Source organism: Pseudomonas sp. USTB-Z (genome assembly GCF_019691255.1).
In the GTDB taxonomy this organism is placed as follows: Bacteria; Pseudomonadota; Gammaproteobacteria; order Pseudomonadales; family Pseudomonadaceae; genus Aquipseudomonas; species Aquipseudomonas alloputida.
This window is the reverse complement of record NZ_JAECZP010000029.1, coordinates 53,461-72,607: the sequence shown is the minus strand read 5'-3', so window position 1 is coordinate 72,607 and position 19,147 is coordinate 53,461. Positions and strand designations below refer to the sequence as shown.

Annotated in this window: 15 protein-coding genes and 1 tRNA gene; 3 read left to right on the top strand and 13 right to left on the bottom strand. The window is 62.7% G+C overall.

Translation table 11 applies throughout. The annotated features are described in order from the left end of the window. Nucleotides 1-119: 119 nt before the first annotated feature. Nucleotides 120-1,043, bottom strand: a complete 924-nt coding sequence (locus tag I8746_RS24700) for a LysR family transcriptional regulator (RefSeq protein WP_003255599.1) — start codon at nt 1,041-1,043, stop codon at nt 120-122. Nucleotides 1,044-1,254: 211 nt separating this feature from the next. On the opposite strand from I8746_RS24700, the gene I8746_RS24695 reads away from it, so the two are divergent. Both I8746_RS24695 and I8746_RS24690 read left to right on the top strand, forming a co-directional pair. Further along, nucleotides 1,255-2,535, top strand: coding sequence for an aspartate aminotransferase family protein (locus I8746_RS24695; RefSeq protein ID WP_011953286.1), 1,281 nt, complete (start codon nt 1,255-1,257; stop codon nt 2,533-2,535). 147 nt (nt 2,536-2,682) lie between these two features. Then, nucleotides 2,683-2,841, top strand: coding sequence for a YqaE/Pmp3 family membrane protein (locus I8746_RS24690; RefSeq protein WP_009681539.1), 159 nt, complete (start codon nt 2,683-2,685; stop codon nt 2,839-2,841). Between the two features lie 63 nt (nt 2,842-2,904). Here I8746_RS24690 and I8746_RS24685 read toward each other — a convergent pair whose 3' ends face one another. The 10 genes from I8746_RS24685 to I8746_RS24640 all read right to left on the bottom strand — a co-directional run bounded on the left by I8746_RS24685 (nt 2,905) and on the right by I8746_RS24640 (nt 13,970). Beyond that, complete coding sequence (locus I8746_RS24685) at nt 2,905-4,728, bottom strand: S9 family peptidase (protein ID WP_041167269.1); 1,824 nt, start codon at nt 4,726-4,728, stop codon at nt 2,905-2,907. Beyond that, on the bottom strand, nt 4,694-5,854 hold the full coding sequence (gene pqqE, locus I8746_RS24680; protein ID WP_017148053.1) for a pyrroloquinoline quinone biosynthesis protein PqqE: 1,161 nt from the start codon (nt 5,852-5,854) through the stop codon (nt 4,694-4,696). The genes I8746_RS24685 and pqqE overlap by 35 nt, the downstream gene beginning before the upstream one ends. Beyond that, complete coding sequence (pqqD, locus tag I8746_RS24675; protein WP_003255595.1) at nt 5,826-6,101, bottom strand: pyrroloquinoline quinone biosynthesis peptide chaperone PqqD; 276 nt, start codon at nt 6,099-6,101, stop codon at nt 5,826-5,828. The genes pqqE and pqqD overlap by 29 nt, the downstream gene beginning before the upstream one ends. Further along, a complete protein-coding gene (gene pqqC / locus I8746_RS24670) occupies nt 6,098-6,853 on the bottom strand; it encodes a pyrroloquinoline-quinone synthase PqqC (RefSeq protein ID WP_014755118.1) in 756 nt (251 codons plus the stop codon). Before pqqC ends, pqqD begins: the two co-directional genes overlap by 4 nt. Nucleotides 6,854-7,015: 162 nt before the next feature. Further along, nucleotides 7,016-7,927: a pyrroloquinoline quinone biosynthesis protein PqqB gene (gene pqqB, locus I8746_RS24665; protein ID WP_014755119.1), complete on the bottom strand. Its 912-nt coding sequence runs from the start codon at nt 7,925-7,927 to the stop codon at nt 7,016-7,018. Between the two features lie 78 nt (nt 7,928-8,005). Beyond that, nucleotides 8,006-8,077, bottom strand: a complete 72-nt coding sequence (pqqA, locus tag I8746_RS24660; protein ID WP_003243383.1) for a pyrroloquinoline quinone precursor peptide PqqA — start codon at nt 8,075-8,077, stop codon at nt 8,006-8,008. A 159-nt stretch (nt 8,078-8,236) separates the two neighbouring features. Beyond that, a complete protein-coding gene (gene pqqF, locus I8746_RS24655; RefSeq protein WP_221101129.1) occupies nt 8,237-10,537 on the bottom strand; it encodes a pyrroloquinoline quinone biosynthesis protein PqqF in 2,301 nt (766 codons plus the stop codon). A gap of 140 nt (nt 10,538-10,677) precedes the next feature. Continuing rightward, on the bottom strand, nt 10,678-11,472 hold the full coding sequence (locus I8746_RS24650) for a carbon-nitrogen hydrolase family protein (protein ID WP_011953291.1): 795 nt from the start codon (nt 11,470-11,472) through the stop codon (nt 10,678-10,680). A 14-nt stretch (nt 11,473-11,486) separates the two neighbouring features. Continuing rightward, nucleotides 11,487-13,169 carry an NAD(P)/FAD-dependent oxidoreductase gene (locus I8746_RS24645; RefSeq protein ID WP_221101128.1) on the bottom strand — a complete coding sequence of 561 codons (1,683 nt, stop codon included), beginning with the start codon at nt 13,167-13,169 and terminating at the stop codon, nt 11,487-11,489. A gap of 339 nt (nt 13,170-13,508) precedes the next feature. Then, entirely contained in the window at nt 13,509-13,970 is a 462-nt protein-coding gene (locus tag I8746_RS24640) for an Lrp/AsnC family transcriptional regulator (protein ID WP_003255583.1), read from the bottom strand. A gap of 187 nt (nt 13,971-14,157) precedes the next feature. On the opposite strand from I8746_RS24640, the gene I8746_RS24635 reads away from it, so the two are divergent. Continuing rightward, entirely contained in the window at nt 14,158-14,712 is a 555-nt protein-coding gene (locus I8746_RS24635; RefSeq protein ID WP_003255582.1) for a serine acetyltransferase, read from the top strand. Nucleotides 14,713-15,272: 560 nt separating this feature from the next. Here I8746_RS24635 and I8746_RS24630 read toward each other — a convergent pair. Then, nucleotides 15,273-15,349, bottom strand: a tRNA-Ile gene (locus I8746_RS24630). A gap of 16 nt (nt 15,350-15,365) precedes the next feature. Beyond that, on the bottom strand, nt 15,366-19,109 hold the full coding sequence (locus I8746_RS24625; RefSeq protein ID WP_011953300.1) for a bifunctional diguanylate cyclase/phosphodiesterase: 3,744 nt from the start codon (nt 19,107-19,109) through the stop codon (nt 15,366-15,368). Between the last annotated feature and the right edge of the window lie 38 nt (nt 19,110-19,147).

Sequence of the window (19,147 nt, the reverse complement as noted above, 5' to 3'; positions counted from 1 at the left end):
GATACTGGATACGATCAACCGGCTTAGCCGCATAGCTTGAACCGCCGTGTACGGAACCGTACGCACGGTGGTGTGAGAGGACGGCGGGTGTGAACCCGCCTCCTACTCAATTGCGTGTTTTAGGCCAGCACATCCAGCGGTGATGCCCCCAGCAGGCGGGCGTCCGTCTCTTCCTCAAGCAATGTGCGCAGCAGCTCTACAGAGGCCTGCTGGCGCTGGGCATCGCGAAATACCAAGCCAACCTTCAATGGCACGCGCGGCTCGCTCAACGGCTTCCACAGCAGCCCCTGATCATCTTCGGCGGCCTCCTTGGCGCGCCCCGGCAGAATGGTAGCCAGCGCCGTGTGCGCGAGGCTATCGAGAATCCCTGCCATATTGTTCATCTCTGCCTGCACCTGCGGCCGTCGGCCTTGGCTGGCCAGCTGCGCCTGCCAGATCTGACGGATCTGGAACTCTTCGCCCAGCATCAGCATGGGCAATTCGGCGGCCTGACGGATGGACACCTTCTTGAAGTCCTTCAGCGGGTGGGTATCGGGTATGACCAGTTGCAGCTCATCTTCGTACAACAGCAGGCCATGCAGCCCTGGCTGGCGCGGCGGCAAGTAGCTGATGCCGATGTCCAGGTTGCCATTGAGCAGGCGCCGTTCGATCTCCAACCCTGACAACTCGTAAATCTGCACGACCAGGTGAGGTTGAGCCTTGCGCAGCCGTTCAAGCAGCTGCGGTATCAGGCTTGGCCGCACGGTCTGCAATACACCGATAGCCAAGGTGCGCAGCGACTGGCCCTTGAAGTTGCGCATAGCCTCGTGGGCACGCTGCAGGCCGTCGAGCAACGGCAGGGCATGGTTGTACAAGGTGTGGGCGGCCAGGGTCGGCAGCAAGCGTTTGTTGCTGCGCTCGAACAGGCTCAGGTCGAGGCTGTGCTCCAACTGGCGAATCTGCTGGGAAAGCGCCGGCTGTGACAGCGACAGGCGCTCGGCGGCACGCCCTACGTGGCCTTCTTCGTACACCGCGACGAAATAACGCAGTTGGCGGAAATCCATAAGCAACACTTATCGAAAATGCTGGAAAAACGAAATGGTCGAAAACCCTGCTGAAGCCTAGTCTATCGCCGTATTCCAAAGGGTTACAGCGATGATTCGGTCGATTGTTACCCCGGATGAAAAACACTTTTGATAGGAAAGGCAAAATATCGAGTGCCGGCACCAAGACCGCACCGTGGCTGCCCTTTACCGTGATTGGTTGGAGCCCTTGATGAACCTGTTCAACCTGCGCCGCTCGGCTCCTGCCGCCGCCGCCGAGCCCAAGCGTGCGCCGGTGATCGTGCCGCACGCGTCTGAGCTGTCGCCTGAGCGCCTGATGCCCGGCGCCGAACGTGCAGCGCAGGTATTCGTGCGTGGCCAGGGCTCATGGTTGTGGGACAACGAAGGGCATGCCTACCTGGACTTCACTCAGGGCGGTGCGGTCAACAGTTTGGGCCACAGCCCCAGCGTGCTGGTCAAAGCGTTGGGCAACCAGGCTCAGGCGTTGATCAACCCGGGCTCGGGCTTCCACAACCGTGGCCTGCTGGGGCTGGTCAACCGGCTGTGTCAGAGTACCGGCAGTGACCAGGCCTACCTGCTTAACAGCGGAGCCGAGGCCTGTGAAGGGGCGATCAAGCTGGCGCGTAAGTGGGGCCAACTGCACCGCAACGGCGCCTATCACATCATTACTGCCAGCCAAGCCTGCCATGGCCGTAGCCTCGGCGCGCTGTCCGCGTCCGACCCGTTGCCGTGCAATCGCTGCGAACCTGGCCTGCCGGGTTTCAGCAAGGTGCCGTTCAATGACCTCGCGGCGCTGCACGCTGAGGTGGATTCACGCACCGTGGCAATCATGCTCGAGCCGATACAGGGTGAGGCGGGCGTTATTCCCGCTACTCAGGAATACCTCAAGGGCGTGGAAACGCTCTGCCGCGAACTGGGCATCCTGCTGATCCTTGATGAGGTGCAGACCGGTATTGGTCGCTGTGGTGCGCTGCTGGCCGAGGAGCTCTATGGCGTGCGCGCCGACATCATCACCTTGGGCAAGGGCCTGGGGGGCGGCGTGCCGCTGGCCGCCTTGTTGGCAAGGGGCAAGGCATGCTGCGCCGAGCCTGGTGAGCTGGAAGGCAGCCATCACGGCAACGCGCTGATGTGCGCCGCCGGCCTGGCGGTGCTGGACAGCGTGCTGGAACCTGGCTTTTTAGCCCAGGTACAGGACAACGGTCGTCACCTGCGTGAAGGCCTGAGCCGCCTGACCGGGCGCTATGGTCAGGGTGAAGTGCGCGGTCACGGGCTGCTATGGGCCCTGCAACTGAAAGAAAACCTGGCCCGCGAACTGGTGGCTGCGGCCCTGCACGAAGGCCTGCTGCTCAACGCGCCGCAAGCGGATGTAGTGCGCTTTTCACCGGCGCTGACTGTGAGCAAAGGCAACATCGACGAAATGCTGCTGCGCCTGGCGCGCGCTTTCGCCCGCCTGCATGCCCAGCAGCAGGCCCGTCGCGAAGTGCCGGCGTAGCGGCCTGGCAAAGAATTCAACGAACCGTCTGGCGTTCCTGCGCATCGCCCCTGGCCTGTTTCATTCGGCCCGGGGCGTTTTTTTTTGCCTGTGGAACCTCTAAGGCGGGCAGCTAGTCTTTGATGTAACCCTTAAGGAGAGACTCGCATGGACTTTATCCGCATCATCATCGCCATCATTCTGCCGCCGCTGGGGGTGTTCCTGCAGGTCGGGTTTGGTGGGGCGTTCTGGCTTAATATCCTGCTGACCCTGCTGGGGTACATTCCGGGGATCGTGCATGCGGTGTATATCATCGCCAAGCGTTGATACAGGCAGAGATTGGCCCCTACAGGAGCAGCACAAGGTTGCTCCTGCTCGGGGCGTCTGGAACTATTGCGCCAACACCCGGCAATAAAATTTCCACTCTTCTTCCAAGGCATGCGCCAGGTTCTCCGCCTTGCGGAACCCGTGCCGCTCTCCCGCATAAAAGTGCCCTTCAGCGTCGATCCCGTTGGCCTGCAGCGCTGCCAGCATGGACCGCGTCTGTTCCGGCACCACCACTGCATCCAGCTCACCCTGGAAGAAAATCACCGGCACCTTGATGCGCTCTGCATGCAGCAGCGGCGTGCGCTGGCGATAGCGGTCAGCGTCCCGCTGCGGGTCGCCGATCAACCAGTCCAGATAATCACCCTCGAACTTGTGGGTGGCATGGCCGAGGGCTATCGGGTCGCTGACCCCGTACAGGCTGGCGCCGGCGCGAAACACGTCTTGGAACGCCAAAGCGCACAGGGTGGTGTAGCCCCCGGCGCTGCCGCCGCGGATGAACGCCTTGCGTTTGTCGACCACGCCCTGAGCTGCCAGGTATTCGACTACCGCGCAGGCATCGGCCACATCGCTCTCGCCCCAGCGCTGGTGCAGTGCCTGGCGGTATTCCCGACCATAGCCGGTGCTGCCCCGGTAGTTGAGGTCGGCCACGGCAAAGCCGCGCTGGGTCCAATACTGGATACGCGGGTCGAGCACGGGATAACAGGCTGAGGTTGGCCCGCCGTGGATGAACACCACCAGCGGTGCGGCGCCTTGCGGCTGCGCTGGCGGGTAGAAGAAACCATGGGCCTGCTCGCCGCCACTGTCGTAATGGATCGGCTGCGGCAGGCTGATTTGCCCTGCCGGCAGCATTTCGGCACCACCGGCCAGCACGCGTACTTCATGGTTGCTGCGGTCAATGGCAATGACTGCCGGGGGGCTGATGGGCGACGCGGCGATGGCATACAGGTGTTCGCTGTCCATGGCCAGGCTGCGAAAGCGTGTGTAGGCACTGGCGAAACGCTCCATACGGCCATCTTCACCACGCAGCCCCAATTGCCCGAAGCCGTCTTCGAACCAGCTGGCCAGGTAGCTTTGCGGGCCCAGTGCCAACCAGGTACAGGTGCCCAATTGCCAAGGCGCAGCAGCATGGTCTGCCGGTGCGGCAGGCAACGCCTGCCATTGGCCATCGACCTCACCCCAGGGTTGCCAGAAACCATTGCGGTCGGACAGGCAGTAGAGCCGACCTTCGGCATCGAAGCGTGGTTGTTGCAGCGATTCTTCTGCGGCGGCTACACATTGCGCCGGCCCCCAGTGGCCGCTGGCATCGCGCGCGCGATACATCAGCCGGGTGACGGTCCAGGGCTGCGCCGGGCGGTCCCATTCGATCCACGCCAGGCGCTGGCCATCGGCACTGACAGCAGGCGAGGCATAGAAGTCGGCGCCCTCGGCGAGCACCTCGCGGCTGCTGTCACCCAAAGCGATCAGGCGGTGCTCTACTTGCTCGGCATGGCGCTCTTCGACGGCCAGTACCTGGCCGTCGTGCCACTGCACATCGCCATAGCGGCAGCTGACATCGTGAGTCAGCGCACGCGGTAGCGAATCGTCCAGCGGCTGGGTGTAGACCTGCTGGTCCTTTTCGTTGACGAACACCAGCCCGTCGCCACCCAGGCAGAAGCTGCCGCCGCCATACTCATAAACCCGGCTGCGTACGCTGAAGCCGTCCGGGGTCAGGCAACGGGCCTGGTAGTGCAGCCAGTGCCAGATACGGCACGCTCCATCGGCCGGGCGGAATTCGTTCCAGAACAGCCCGTCGGCACTGACCTTGAGTTCAGCGAAGTCGGTGCCGGCGGCAACCGCCTGGGCCGCGCTGAACTCAGCCGCGGGCGATGACACGGGAGTTTCGATCATTGCGGAAGGTCATCTGTTCGATCGCGAGCTGGGCGGTTTCTGCCTCCTCGCGGGCCTTGAGGATGATGCCGTGCTCGGTCGATTTGGCGCACACCGGGTCTGCGTTGCTGGCATCGCCGGTCAGCATGAAGGCCTGGCAGCGACAGCCGCCGAAGTCCTTTTCTTTCTCGTCGCAGGAGCGGCAAGGTTCGCGCATCCACTCATAGCCACGGAAGCGGTTGAAACCGAACGACTCATACCAGATATGGTGCAAGTCGTGGTCGCGTACATTCGGAAACTGCACGGGCAGCTGGCGGGCGCCGTGGCAGGGCAAGGCGGTACCGTCCGGGGTGATGGTGAGGAACAGGTTGCCCCAACCGTTCATGCAGGCCTTGGGGCGCTCTTCGTAGTAGTCAGGGGTAACGAAAATCAGCTTGCACGGGTTGCCCTCGGCCTTGAGCTTGTCCCGGTATTCGTTGGTGATACGTTCTGCCCGCTCGAGCTGCGCGCGGGTTGGCAGCAGCCCAAGGCGGTTGAGGTGCGCCCAGCCATAGAACTGGCACGTGGCGAGTTCGACAAAGTCGGCCTCAAGGGCAATGCACAACTCGATGATGCGGTCGATCTTGTCGATGTTGTGCCGATGGGTGACGAAGTTGAGCACCATCGGGTAGCCATGGGCTTTTACCGCGCGGGCCATTTCCAGCTTCTGTGCAAAAGCCTTTTTCGAGCCGGCCAGCAGGTTGTTCACCTGCTCGTCGCTGGCCTGGAAGCTGATCTGGATATGGTCCAGGCCAGCCTTTTTGAAGTCGGCGATGCGCGCCTCGTTCAGCCCAATGCCCGAGGTGATCAGGTTGGTGTAGTAACCCAGGCGGCGGGCCTCTGCGATCAGCTGGGCAAGGTCCTGGCGTACCAGCGGTTCACCGCCGGAAAAGCCGATTTGTGCGGCACCCATTTCCCGCGCTTCAGCCATGACCTTGAACCACTGTTCGGTGCTCAGCTCCTGGCCCTGGGCGGCGAAGTCCAGCGGGTTGGAGCAATACGGGCACTGCAGCGGGCAGCGGTAGGTCAGCTCGGCCAGCAGCCACAGCGGCAGGCCGACCTCGGGCGTAGGTGGCAACTCAGGCGAGGACGATCCAGTGTTCGGCACGGGCCACCTCCATGAACTGCTCGATGTCATCGGCCACTTCCGGGACATCGGGGAATTGCTGTTCGAGTTCGCTGATGATGGCTGCCACGTCACGCTGGCCGTCGATCAGGCCACCGATCAGGCTCGCGCTGTCGTTGAGCTTGATCATGCCTTCGGGGTACAGCAACACATGGCCCTTTTGCGCCGGCTCGTACTGGAAGCGGTAGCCGGGGCGCCAGTTCGGCACTTGGTTACGGTCGAAACTCATAGGGTGATTCCCTTGTGCCACACCCGTTCCTGGGTGACGGAGTGATAGGGTGGGCGGTTCAGTTCGTAGGCCATGCTCATGGCATCGAGCATACTCCAGAGGATATCCAGCTTGAACTGCAGTATCTCCAGCATACGCTCCTGGCCCGCACGGGTGGTGTAGTGCTGCAGGGTAATCGCCAGGCCGTGTTCCACATCGCGTCGAGCCTGGCCCAGGCGGGTACGGAAATACTCATAGCCGGCGGGGTCGATCCACGGGTAGTGCTGCGGCCAGCTGTCCAGGCGTGACTGGTGGATTTGCGGGGCGAACAGCTCGGTCAGCGAACTGCTGGCGGCTTCCTGCCAGCTGGCGCGGCGGGCAAAGTTGACGTAGGCGTCCACGGCAAAGCGCACGCCAGGCAATACCAGTTCTTGCGAGCGCAATTGGTCCGGGTCCAGCCCGACAGCCTGGCCCAGGCGCAGCCAGGCTTCGATGCCGCCATCCTCGCCGGGAGCACCATCGTGGTCGAGCAGGCGCTGGATCCACTCGCGGCGCACTTCGCGGTCCGGGCAGTTGGCCAGGATCGCGGCATCTTTCATCGGGATGTTGACCTGGTAGTAGAAGCGGTTGGCTACCCAGCCCTGGATCTGCTCGCGGGTGGCGTGCCCCTGGTACATCGCCACGTGGTACGGGTGATGGATGTGGTAATAGGCGCCCTTGGCGCGCAGGGCCTGCTCGAATTCGGCAGGGGACATTGGCAGTGCGTCGCTCATTCGGCTGGCTCCTGTAGAACGATTATCTGGCCTGGCACATCCCTCTCCCTTGTGGGAGCGGGCGTGCCCGCGAACACCGGCGAAGCTGGTGCCATGGACCGTGTTGGCTTTTTCGCGGGCATGCCCGCTCCCACAGGGTCTGGTGTCGCCTCACAGACTGTTTTACAACGCGATGCTCATGCCATCGAAGGCAACTTCGACGCCTCGGCGCAGGACTTCGGCGCGCTCGGGTGAGTCTTCGTCGAGAATCGGGTTGGTGTTGTTGATGTGGATAAGTACCTTGCGCTGGCGCGGGAAGCCGTCGAGCACTTCCAGCATGCCGCCAGGGCCGTTCTGGGCCAGGTGACCCATCTCGCGGCCGGTGCGGGTGCCCACGCCACGGCGCTGCATTTCGTCGTCTTCCCACAGGGTGCCGTCGACCAGCAGGCAGTCGGCACCGTGCATCATCGCCAGCAGCTTTTCGTCTACCTGGCCCAGGCCCGGGGCGTAGAACAGCTTGCCGCCGGTGCGGGTGTCTTCGACCATCAAACCCAGGTTATCGCCCGGGTGCGGGTCGAAGCGGTGCGGGGAGTAGGGCGGCGCGGCGCTGCGCAGGGGGAAGGGGGTGAACTTGAGGTTGGGGCAGGCTTCGATCACGAAGCTGCCTTCCAGCTCGATACGGTTCCACTGCAAGCCACCGTTCCAGTGGCTGAGCATGTTGAACAGCGGGAAACCGGTGGTCAGGTCCTGGTGGACCATGTCCGTGCACCACACCTGATGCGGGCAGCCTTCGCGCAGGCTGAGCAGGCCGGTGGTGTGGTCGATCTGGCTGTCCAGCAGGACGATGGCGTTGATACCGGTGTCGCGCAGTGCCCGGGCCGGCTGCATCGGCGCAAAGGCCTGCAGTTGGGCGCGGATGTCGGGCGAGGCATTGCACAATATCCAGTGCACACCGTCGTCGGACAGGGCGATGGATGACTGGGTGCGCGCGGTGGCTTTCAGGGTGCCATCACGGTAGCCCTTGCAGTTGACGCAGTTGCAGTTCCACTGCGGGAACCCGCCACCGGCGGCGGAACCGAGAACCTGGATGTACATGGCCACTCTCTATGCAGAAACCGGATCTGAAAAACGAAAACGCCCCGGCAGGCCGAGGCGTGAAACCCTAAGCCCGGCTTAGCGGTTAGCGAAGTACATGGTGACTTCGAAGCCGATACGCAGGTCAGTGTATGCAGGTTTGGTCCACATGGAATTACTCCTTCCGAATGAGGGTTGGGTTGTTCAGCTACTACTTGGGTACCGCCATGCGTTGGCAGTTCCGTGAAAACGGGATTGCGCTATCTTACAAGAAAAATTTGAACCGGAAGGTTAATTATTCGAGAAGCGCCGTTGCAGTTCGCGTAATAATCAGCGATTTTCACCCTGCCAGGAAGTGTCTGGCGCGGCAGCGTTGGCCAAACATAGCCAAGCGGAACCTGAGTCGAGCAGGTCGCTCAGCAGGTGGTCCAGATCCGTCTGCCGCGTAGTCAGGATAGACCTGCGCAGTACATCCAGCCTATCGGCTTGTGTGCCCAAGTGTGTCTGCCACGCCCATTCGGCGACATCGGCATTGGCCATGGCGGGTTCGTCGAATTGCCCGGCCAACGCCTGGCGAGCGGCCGGGTCAAGGGTGACGCCATGGCGCAGCAGGCTGAGCAAGTGGTCGAGCACCTGTGCCTGACCGGTGTTGGGGGACTGCACACCGAACAGCAGCCCACCGACCCCCTCGACCTGACGAAAGGCGCTGAACACCGCGTAGCCGAGTTGCAAGTCTACCCGCAGGCGCTGGTAAACCGGCCCTTGCAGCAATTGGGCTAACAGGCGGCCTGCGGCCTCTTTTGCCGCCGGCAACGGGCAGAACAGCAGCAGGGCATGTTCGCTGCCTTGCACGTGGGCATGCTGCCAGCGGTGGTTGGCCCATGATGGCAGGGGCCCCGGCCGCGAGCCTTGCCCAGGGCACTGCAACAGCGCGGCGCCCAAGGCGTTTAGCGCGGTATCCTCGAAACCTGCAGCCATGCCATGCCACTCGGTGTGCAGCCACAGGCTGTCGAGCTGCTGCTGGGTCAGCGTGCAGGCAGGCACCGCTGCGGGCAGGCTACCCCGTACCGCGTCTGGCAGTTGCTTGAGCAGGGCCCTGATGGGGATCAGGGCCGGGGGCTGCGCCGTGTCGGGCAGCCAGCAACTGGCAGGTGGCTTGAGCATCAAGGCCAAGGCTTGTTCCACTGCCCGCAGCACTGCTGCTGGCAGGCCGGCGCAGCGCAACTGCCAGTATTCTCCGGCGCTGCTGTACTGCAGTTGCACGGAGGCGCGGTCACAGCGTTCCTGCAGTGGTGCCAGTGCCAGTTCCAGCACACGCTGTAGCTGCTGGCGCAAAGGCGAAGGTACATGCCAGCGCAGGTACAGCGCAGCGTATTGGCGCGCCGGCGGGAGCTGGTCACTGATCTTCAGCGCTGCCGGCAGCGGCTGCGCCTTGGCATGGGGCAGGTCAGCCTTCAGCAATGGATCGACTGGCAAAAGCTGCCAATCGCCATGGTCGCCACCTGGCAGGCTTTCCAGCAGGGCGCCAAGCGCCTGCAACCCTTGGGCATCCAGCTTGGCGAACGGCTGGCCTGTGCTGTCCCGGCGTGCCAGCTCGAGCGCGCTGGCACTGTGCGCACGGCTGTGCTGCAACAGGCCGAATTGGTGGTTCAACTGTTCGCGGTCGGCCTGGCGGATGAACCTGAACCAACCTTGCAGCAGGGCGCTGGCTTCGTCCGGGCAAGCGTCGGCACTGAGCTTCAGGTCAAGGTGCCACAGCAGCTGACCGGCGAACGCATACAACCTTTCGGCCGTGAAACGTTGTAGCCAGCCACGCTCGCGAAGCGCGCCCAGCCAGCTACCTGGGCGGCTGTCCTCCAGGTAAGCGATCAGCAGTTCCAGGGCGTGCTCGGCACCGCTGGGGAGGCCTTGGTGAGTGAAGGTCAAAGCGCTAGCCATTGCTGGCAGTGGCGGCGGCGGCATTTGCGGCACGCGCTCACCTGCGGCGAACAGTTCGGCATGCTGCCGGGCAAGGCGTTCAAGTTCATCCAGCGGCTGCGGCCCGCAAAGGCTCAGGCAGATCTGGCCGCCTTGGTAGAAGCGCTGATGAAAGCCCGCAAGCGCTTGCTGGAAGGCCGCATCGTGCAAGGCCAGGGTGTATCGATTGCCAGCATGAAAAGCGCCCAGTGGATGCTTGGCTGACACTGACTGCAGCAAGGCGAACTGCTGTTGTGCCGATGGATTGCGCGACCAGGCGATGAATTCGGCATGGATCACTTCGCGTTCACGGCGTTGGCGTTCGATGCCCAGATCCGGTTCTGCCAGCATTTGGCACAGGCGCTCGAGACCGCCACCGAGCGTGTTGGGGGGCACCTCGAAGAAAAAGTCGGTGGCGCGTTCCCGGGTGCTGGCGTTGACCTGGCCGCCCAGGGCTTGCACGTAGCGCATCAGGCCGTCTTCCAGCGGGAAGCGCGGAGTACCGAGGAAGAACAGGTGTTCGAGGAAGTGCGCCAGACCGGGCCATTTGGCAGGCGCATCGTGGCTGCCCGCGTGCACCCGCAGTGCGGCGGCCGAGCGCTTGAGGCGCGGGGCGTGGCGCAGGGTCAGTTGCAAGCCGTTGGCGAGGGTAAGGTGGCGGATGGCGTCAGGCATGGGAGCTCCGGTGGCTGCTTTCCATGCTAACCGATTTGTTCGCAGGCCCGGCCTTTTCGCGGTTAGGGCGCCGGTATGAAAGGCAGCGCAGATCCCGTGGGAGCGGGCGTGCCCGCGAATGGGCCGCATAGCGGCCCCTGTCAGCCTTTACGCAGGTGCAGCTCCTGGCGCAAATCGGTCAGGTAGGGAAACGCCGTGCGTCCCTGCACCACCCGCTCATGTTCCAGCTCTGCCAACAACTGGCACTCATCCCGCCCGGCCATGGCCAGCAAGCTGCCATCCGGGCCGATGATGCTGCTCTGCCCGCAATACTGGATCTCGTCTTCCGCGCCGCAGTAGTTGGCATATACCAGGTAGCACTGGTTTTCCTGCGCCCGTGCCCTCACGGTCACCTGACAGGTAAAGTCGTACGGCGTCATGTTCGCCGTCGGCACCAGGATCAGCTCGGCGCCGTCCAGCGCCAGGCGTCGGGCGTTCTCCGGGAACTCGATGTCGTAGCAGATCAGCAGGCCAACCTTCCAGCCTTCCAGTTCCACCACCGGGAAGTGGTCGGCACCTGGGCTGAACATCGAGCGGTCCAGTTCACCGAACAGGTGCGTCTTGCGGTAATTGCTCAGGCTGCGACCATGCGCATCGATCAACTGCACGCTGTTGTAGATCGCCCCGTCGTCGCCGCGCTCCGGGTAGCCATAGACAATGGCGATGCGGTGCGCCTGGGCGATCTCTACCACGGTCATGGCTGCCGGGCCATCGGCGGCCTCGGCCAGGCGCTCGACCTGGGCCAGGCCGATGTTGTAGCCGGTCAGGAACATCTCCGGGCACACCAGCAACTGTGCGCCGCGTTCGGCTGCCAACTGCGCCTGGTGGCGCAGCCGTTGCAGGTTGCCGGGCACATCCAGTGGCTTGGGTGCGCCCTGGTACAGAGCGATGCGCATGGTGCCTCCTTGTCTCAATCCGCCAGGGCGATCGGGCCGATTTCGTTGAACACATCGCCCGGGCCCGGGTTGTCGGGGTGGGTGTGGCCACCAAAGTGGTTCATGATACCCCACACTGCATTCAGCGACGTCTGCACCGCGCCTTCAACCCAGGCGGGGGTCCATGACACGTCGTCACCGGCAATGAAGATACCGCGCTGCTCCGCCGGCATGTCCTGCTGCATGAAGTGCGCGTACATGCGCTGGTTGTAGCGGTAATGGCCCGGAAGCGCGCCTTTGAAGGCGCCGAGGAAGTACGGGTCAGCCTCCCAGGAAACCGTGATCGGGTCGCCGATGATGTGGCCGGCGATATCGGTCTTCGGGTAAATCTTCTTCAGCGCATCCAGGGCCAGTTGTACGCGCTTCTCCACCGGGTGCGGCAGCATCTTCAGCGCGTCGCTCATCCACGAGTATGACAGGCAGATCACCCCGGGCTTGTCGTTGCCGTTGTCGAACAGGTAAGTGCCGCGGGTGAGGCGATCGGTGAGGGTCATGCTCAGCAGGTCACGGCCGGTTTCCGGGTCCTTGTCCTTCCAGAACGGGCGGTCGACCATGACGAAGGTTTTCGCCGATTGCATGTAGCGGGTACGGTCCAGGGCCATCCACATCTTTTGCGAGAACAGCGATTCTTCGCAGTCGATCTGGGTGGTCAGCAACCAGGTCTGGCAGGTGGCGAGTACTGCGCTGTAGTGGCGGGTATCGCCCCAGTTGTCGGTGACCGCCAGGCGGCCATCAGCGGCGCGGGCAATGCGCTTGACCCCGGTACGCGGTGCGCCGCCATGCAGCGTGCTCAGGCTGGTGCCCTCTGGCCAATGCACGCAGTGTTCCGGTACGTGGCGCCAGATGCCTTGTGGCACTTGTTCCACGCCCCCGACCACCAGGTGCTGGTGGTCGTCGCAGTTGGTCATCACCACGCGGAAGATTTCCAGCATCGAGTTGGGGAAGTCCGAGTCCCAACCGCCGGTGCCGAAACCGACCTGGCCGAACACTTCGCGGTGCTGGAAGCTCAGCTTGGCAAAAGAGCGCGAGGTGGCGACGAAGTCATAGAAGGTGCGGTCGTCCCACAGCGGCACCAGCTTGTTCCAAAGTTCCTTCAGGCGCGGTACATCACGGTCGCGGATGGCCTGCTGGATATCGGCGAACTGCGCACCGCTCTCCAGCGCATCGGCCCAGGCGTCGGCTACCTCATGAAACAGTTGTGGCAGGTCGGTGGGCTTCTCGGCGTAGTAGGTCTGGCCTTCCAGGTCGATCACCGTGCTGCCCGAAGCCGGGGTCAGCGGGTTGGGGAAGGGCTTGGTTTCCAGGCCCAGCTTGTCGACGTAGTGGTAGAAGGCGGTGGACGACACCGGGAAGCGCATGCCACCCAGCTCGGCAACGATCCCGTCAGTGCCATTGAAGGCTTGCGAGCGCAGCCGGCCGCCCAGCTTGGACGCCTCGTACACCACCGGCTTGAGGCCCAGCTTCATCAGCTCGTAGGCCGCTACCAGGCCGGCGATACCGGCACCGACAATGGCCACCTCTTCCCCATGGCGCTCAGCCGGAATGCTGCCCAGGCCTGCCGGGTGTTCCAGCCAGTCGTCGAAAGCAAAAGGGAAGTCCGGGCCGAAAATGGTGATCGGCTTCTTGCCGTCGGCGGGGTGGCGGTTCTTCTTTTTCATGAAATGACCTTGCCAGAGAGGCTGCGCGAGGAGCGGAGCCTGAGTATAGGAGATGCCCGGCTGTCATTTTAGGGAGTGAGGTGTTCGTTATTAAGGTGCAGAGTGTTGTCTGAATGTAGTTAGTTTCGTCGTAATGATTAAGCTTATGTTCATTAAGACGAGGCAGGCGGTCGAGGTAGTTCAAAAAACACCTTGGCCCTTTGTAGGAGCGGGTTCACCCGCGAATGCGTCGGTAGATTCTCTGCCCTATTCGCGGGTAAACCCGCTCCTACAACCGGCTCCTGCCGCGAGATCTAGAACTGACCCACGCCCGCTAACCCCACCCGAGCGCCAGTCCGTTCAAAGCGGCTGTCCACGGTCCACCTTGCTGCTGAGAATGATCGACGTGGTGGTTTTCTCCACCCCGTCGACACTGCCAATCTGGTCGAGCAACTGATCCAGCTGCTCGGGCGAGTCCGTACGCAGCCAGGCCACATAGTCGAATTCGCCGCTTACCGCACACAGCTGCTGCACCTGGCCCATGGCACTCAGGCGCCGCACCACGTCCTTGCCGGAGCGTGGCTGCACCTTGATCCCGACATACGCCTGCAACCCGCCGCCTATCACACTCTGGCCCAGGCGTACGCCATAGCCGGAGATAACCTTGTTTTTCTCCAGCCGCTCCAGGCGCGAATTGACGGTCGTGCGGGCGATGCCCAACTGGCGGGCGAGGGTGGCGACGCTTTCGCGGGCGTTGATCTGCAGCAGGGCGATCAGCTGGCGATCGATTTCATCCAGCGTAATGGAGCGGGAGTCCGACATGGCGAGTCTCTACGGTTGGCCCGCTAGCCTAGCCAGCCTGTGCCAATCAGGGCAAGGCCAGGTACAGTCGATCACCGTTGACGGCCTCGGCTTGGCACTTTGGGTTAGAACGGCCGCGCATGTCCGAAGGCTGCGTCTTCGACACTAATTCGGCATGATGAAGTGCTAGTTCAACGGGAACCTCAGCGTGAACCTCGACCACCTGCTCGAATGCTGGCGACTGGAAGTCTCCAACAAGAAAAGGCCCGGACGCCCTATCAGCCTGCTGTTCAACGTGCTGCGCCGCGCACGCAAGGACAACAAACTGCGTTTCCTCTTCGCCTATCGCCTGGCCCAGTACCTCGACGCCCGCGGCGGCCTTGCCCGGCGTCACGCCCGGCGCATGCAACAGCGGCTCAACCTCAAGTATGGGGTGGACATCGACATCGGCGCCCAGATTGCCCCCGGCCTGCGCATCGCGCACCTGCCGGGGGTGGTGATTACCCGGTATGTGAGCATCGGGCGCAACTTCTTCATCCGGCAGAACTGCTCGATCGGCATCAAGACCCTGGGGTTGCAGGAGTACGCACTGCGCATTGGTGACAACGTGAGCATGGGCGCCAACAGTTGCATCGTTGCTGATCGCATCGACATTGGCGATGACGTGGTGATTGGCGCGATGTCGTTGGTTACGCGGGATATTCCGCCTGGCATGACCTTCTACAACCCACGGCAGGTCGAGATGCGTCCGGGAGGGGATTAACCAACAGCGGTACATTTGCGGACGTTGGCAGAGGGGGCGGTGGAGCAGGCTGGGAGGGTTCTTATGGGGTTGCCCAGGGTTGATGGCCTCGCCCGATGGACTGGATCGTGCAGTGGTGCGGCCTTCTTCGTTTATCCCCAGGCGCCGCGCCAGTGATGAGCACGCCGAACGAATACGCAAAAGGCTTGAGGCAGTTGGCTCTGTAGCCAGCTTCTTGGCGTCCGTTGTCACGGGGCAGGCCCAGGTCATTCATAGGCTTGCTCATTTGTGAGCCGATTAGCGAGCATATTCGGCTCATTTTGTGAGCTGATAATGGCGGCTATTCGGCTCATTGTCTGATCCTCAAGCTAGGGTGTTTGGCTTGAAGTATCGATAGGGCACCTTTCCGCGATTATCGGCGTGCTGGTTAGTCGGCTTCCTGGTGGGGCTGATTTCGCTGAGATGGTGTTTCAGCGCCACTTCCAAGGTCATGCGCTCGGCGCCGCTGCGCTGGATGTACACGCCCCGAACATTTATTTCTTGCGGGCATGAAAAAGCCGCGCAGTGCGCGGCTTCTAAGCTGGTGGGCCCACACGGACTCGAACCGTGGACCAAAGGATTATGAGTCCTCTGCTCTAACCAACTGAGCTATAGGCCCTCAGTAAGTGGGCGGATTATAACGAGGGTTTCGCACCTGTGCCATCTGAAAGATCCGATAGTGCTATGCGAAGAAACGCGGCCGCGAATTCCTCTGGCGGTAGCGGGAGGCTGACGATGTAGCCCTGGATCTGCTCGCAGCCCTCGGCCGCCAGAAAACGTTGCTGGGCCTGGTTCTCCACGCCTTCGGCAATGATGGTCAACTGCATGCTGCGGCCCAGGGCAATGATCGCCCGGGCAATGGCGGCGTCGTGTGGATCGTCGGGCAGGCCGCGGATGAACGACTTGTCGATCTTGAGGATGTCCAGCGGCAGGCGCTTCAGGTAGCTCAGCGACGAATAGCCGGTGCCAAAGTCGTCGATGGCTAGCTGTACACCCAGTTTCTTCAGTTGGTACAGCACGGCCAAGGCCTCCTCTGCCTGGCTCATGATGAAGTTCTCGGTGATTTCCAGCTGCAGGTCACCGGCCCTCAGCTGGTAGTGCTTGAGCAATTGTTCGATGCGCCGTGCCAGGTGTGGGTGGCGCAGCTGGGCGCCGGCAAGGTTGATCGACAGCGGGCCGAAGGGTTCGTAGTGCTGCTTCCAGGCCTGCATCTGCCGGCAGGCTTGCTCCAGTACCCAGTCGCCGAGCTGCAGGATAGTGCCGTTCTCTTCCGCCAAGTGGATGAAGTGTTCCGGCGGTACCTCACCAAAGGTCGGGTGGCTCCAGCGGATCAGCGCTTCGGCACCCACCAGGCTCTGGGTCTTCAGGCTGAGCTTGGGCTGGAAGCACAGGCTCATTTCGTTGCGTTCGACGGCCCGGCGCAGCTCATGCTCCAGGGCGATGCGCTCGCTGGCCTGGGCGGTGAGGTCGCGGGTGTAGGCTTCGACGCGGTTACGGCCTTTGGCCTTGGAGCGGTACATGGCGGCGTCGGCGTTGCGGATCAGTGTGGAGACGTCGGTGCCATCCTGTGGGTAGAGGCTGATGCCGATGCTGGCGCTGGTGAAAAACTCATGCTCGCCGGCCTGGAACGGTGCGTTGAAGCAGGCCAGTAGTTTGTTGGCGATAGTGCTGGCGTCACTGGGCTTGTGCAAGCCGGGCAGCAGAATGATGAATTCGTCGCCACCCAGGCGGGCTACGGTGTCAACGTCGCGTACCTGCTCTTTCAGGCGCTGGGCGATGCCCTTGAGCAGCAGGTCGCCGACCGGGTGGCCAAGGCTGTCGTTGATGTGCTTGAAGCGGTCGAGGTCCAGGAACAGCACTGCGCCCTGGCGGTTGGACACCTGCGCGCAGGTGAGTACGCCCTGCAGCCGGTTTTCGAACAAGGTGCGATTGGGCAAGCCGGTCAGCGGGTCGTGGTGGGCCTGATAGTCGAGTTTGGCCTGGGCGTGCTTGATGCTGGAGATGTCTGCAAAAACCGCCACGAAGTGCGTGATCTCGCGGTCGCTGTTGCGCACGGCGCTGATGGTCAGCCAGCTTGGGTAAAGTTCGCCGTTCTTGCGCTTGTTGTAGATTTCGCCCTGCCAGTGGCCCTCGGCGGTAAGCTGGTGCCACATGGCCAGATAGAAAGCGCTGTCGTGCTGGCCAGAGGCGAGCAGGCGCGGGGTCTGGCCGAGGGCCTCGATCTCGCTGTAGCCGGTGATTTCGCTGAAGGCGCGGTTGACGGCACTGATGCGCTGGTCAATGTCGGTAATCAGCACCCCTTCGGCAGTGTTCTCGAACACAGTGGCGGCCAGCTGCAGTTTTTCTTGCATCAGGTGACGCTCGGTGATGTCGCGAGCGATGGTCAGCATGCAGTCGACGCCGGTAATCGGCAGGGGCCGGGCGGACAGCTCGCACAGTCGGATCTGCCCGTCGCTGCGGCGGATATGGCAGGTGAAGTCGCGCACGAAGCCGTCACGGTTGAGCTGGTCGACCAGGCGTTTGCGCTCGTTGAGGTCGACCCAGATACCCAGGTCCAGCGAGGTCTGGTCGATGGTTGGGTTGAGGTCGTAGCCGGTGAGGCGGCAGAAGCCTTCGTTCACCTCCAGCAGCAAACCGTCGCTCTGGCGCGACAGCAGCAGGCCGTCGGGCGAAGCGTGGAAGGCCTTTGCGAACTTTTCTTCAGAAGTTTGAAGCTGCTGCTGGGTCTCCTTGAGCTGGCTGATGTCGCGTACCGCCACTACCAGCGCGGGTGTGCCGTCCAGTTCGAAGGTTTCAGCCGAAGTCAGGCCGGTGAACAGTTGGCCGTTGCTGCGGCGGAAGCTCATTTCCAGGTTACGGATACCCCCTTGGTGCAACCTTTGAAGCAGGAGCGGGCCACTGCCCTCTACGCCCCACAGGTCAAGGTCGGTGGCAGTGCGGCCTATGACCTGGTCTGGGGGCAGTCCGATCTGCTCTTCGAAAGCCTCGTTCACCTCCAGCAGGCAGCCATCGCTGTGGCGAGCGATCAGCAAGATATCGGGGCACTGCTGGAATACCGAGGCGAACTTCTGTTCGGACAGACGCAGGGCATCCTCCGTGCGCTTGGTTTCGCTGATGTCGATCATCAGCCCGCGCATCACTGGCTGGTGGCCGTGCTCGATCATACTGACGATGTTGCGTATCCAGAGGGGCTGACCGTCAGCCCGGATCACCCGGTAGTCCAGGCTGTGGTCGCGCCCCGCTGCGGTCTCGCTGTCGCAGTAGGCCTGGGCCCAGAGCGCGTCCTCCGGGTGCAGGATACTGCGCCAGAAACCGGGCCTGAGCCAGTCACTCAATGGGTAGCCGAGCAGATCTTCGGCATGGGGTGAAACGTAGCTGTAGGTGAAGTCGTTGGCATCGGCTTCCCAGGCGATGGCTGACAGGCTCTCGACCAGGCCGCGGTAGTGGTACTCGCTGCTGCGCAGTTCTTGCTCAAGGGCGATGCGCCGGGAAATTTCCGAGCTGAGCCGGCGGTTGATGCGAATGACCACTGCCAGCACAGCCATCAGCAATAGCACCGTTGGCAGGCCATACACCAGCAGGTCGGACCAGAACATCCGCTGGTCGACCACATTGCCCACCCAGTGCTGCTGGATCTGGCTGATTTCGCTGCTGCTCATGTCGGCCATCACTTTGTCGAGAATGCCGACCAGCACGCTCTTGTCGCGGGGAACGGCCATCGCCAACTGGTAGCGGTAGGGCGTTTCGCCGCTGACGTAGAGGCCGTCGAGCTTGAGTTGGCGCAGGCTCCAGATACTGGAAGCGAGGTCGCCGACCACGGCATCCACTTGGTCGGTGGCCAGGGCTTGCAGCGTGGAGCTGACGTTTGGCAGGGCAACCAGGTTGAGGTCCGGGTGGTGGGTACGCAGCAACTCGTGCGGGGCGTAGTTCTCGACCACGGCAACTTTCAGGCCGTACAGGTCAGCCAGCTTGCGCGGTTGTGCGCCGCCTTTGTGCGCGAGGATGACAATGGGGAAGTCGAGGTACGGGCGAGTGAAAGCCAGGAAGCCTTGGCGTTCGGGGGTGGACATGATGCCGGGCAGCAGGTCGATACGGCTTTCCCGCGCCTGCGCCAGCACCTCGGTCCAGCTGCTGGGTTCGACCGGTTTGAACGTTACGCCCAGGCGCTGCTGGATCATGGCGATGTAGTCGGCGGCCAATCCCTGGTACCGGCCCTCCTGGTCGCGAAACTCGAACGGTGGCCAAGAGGCGTCTACACCCAGTTTCAGCTGCGGGTGGGCAGCCAGCCAGGCGTTCTCCTCATCTGTCAGGGTCAGGGCGCCGGCCGTTGTGTTCCACAAAATCAGGATCAGCAACAGAATGGCCGGCTTCAAGGACATGGCAGCCTCGCACTCAGGTGGTCTGCAGTCGAGTGTAG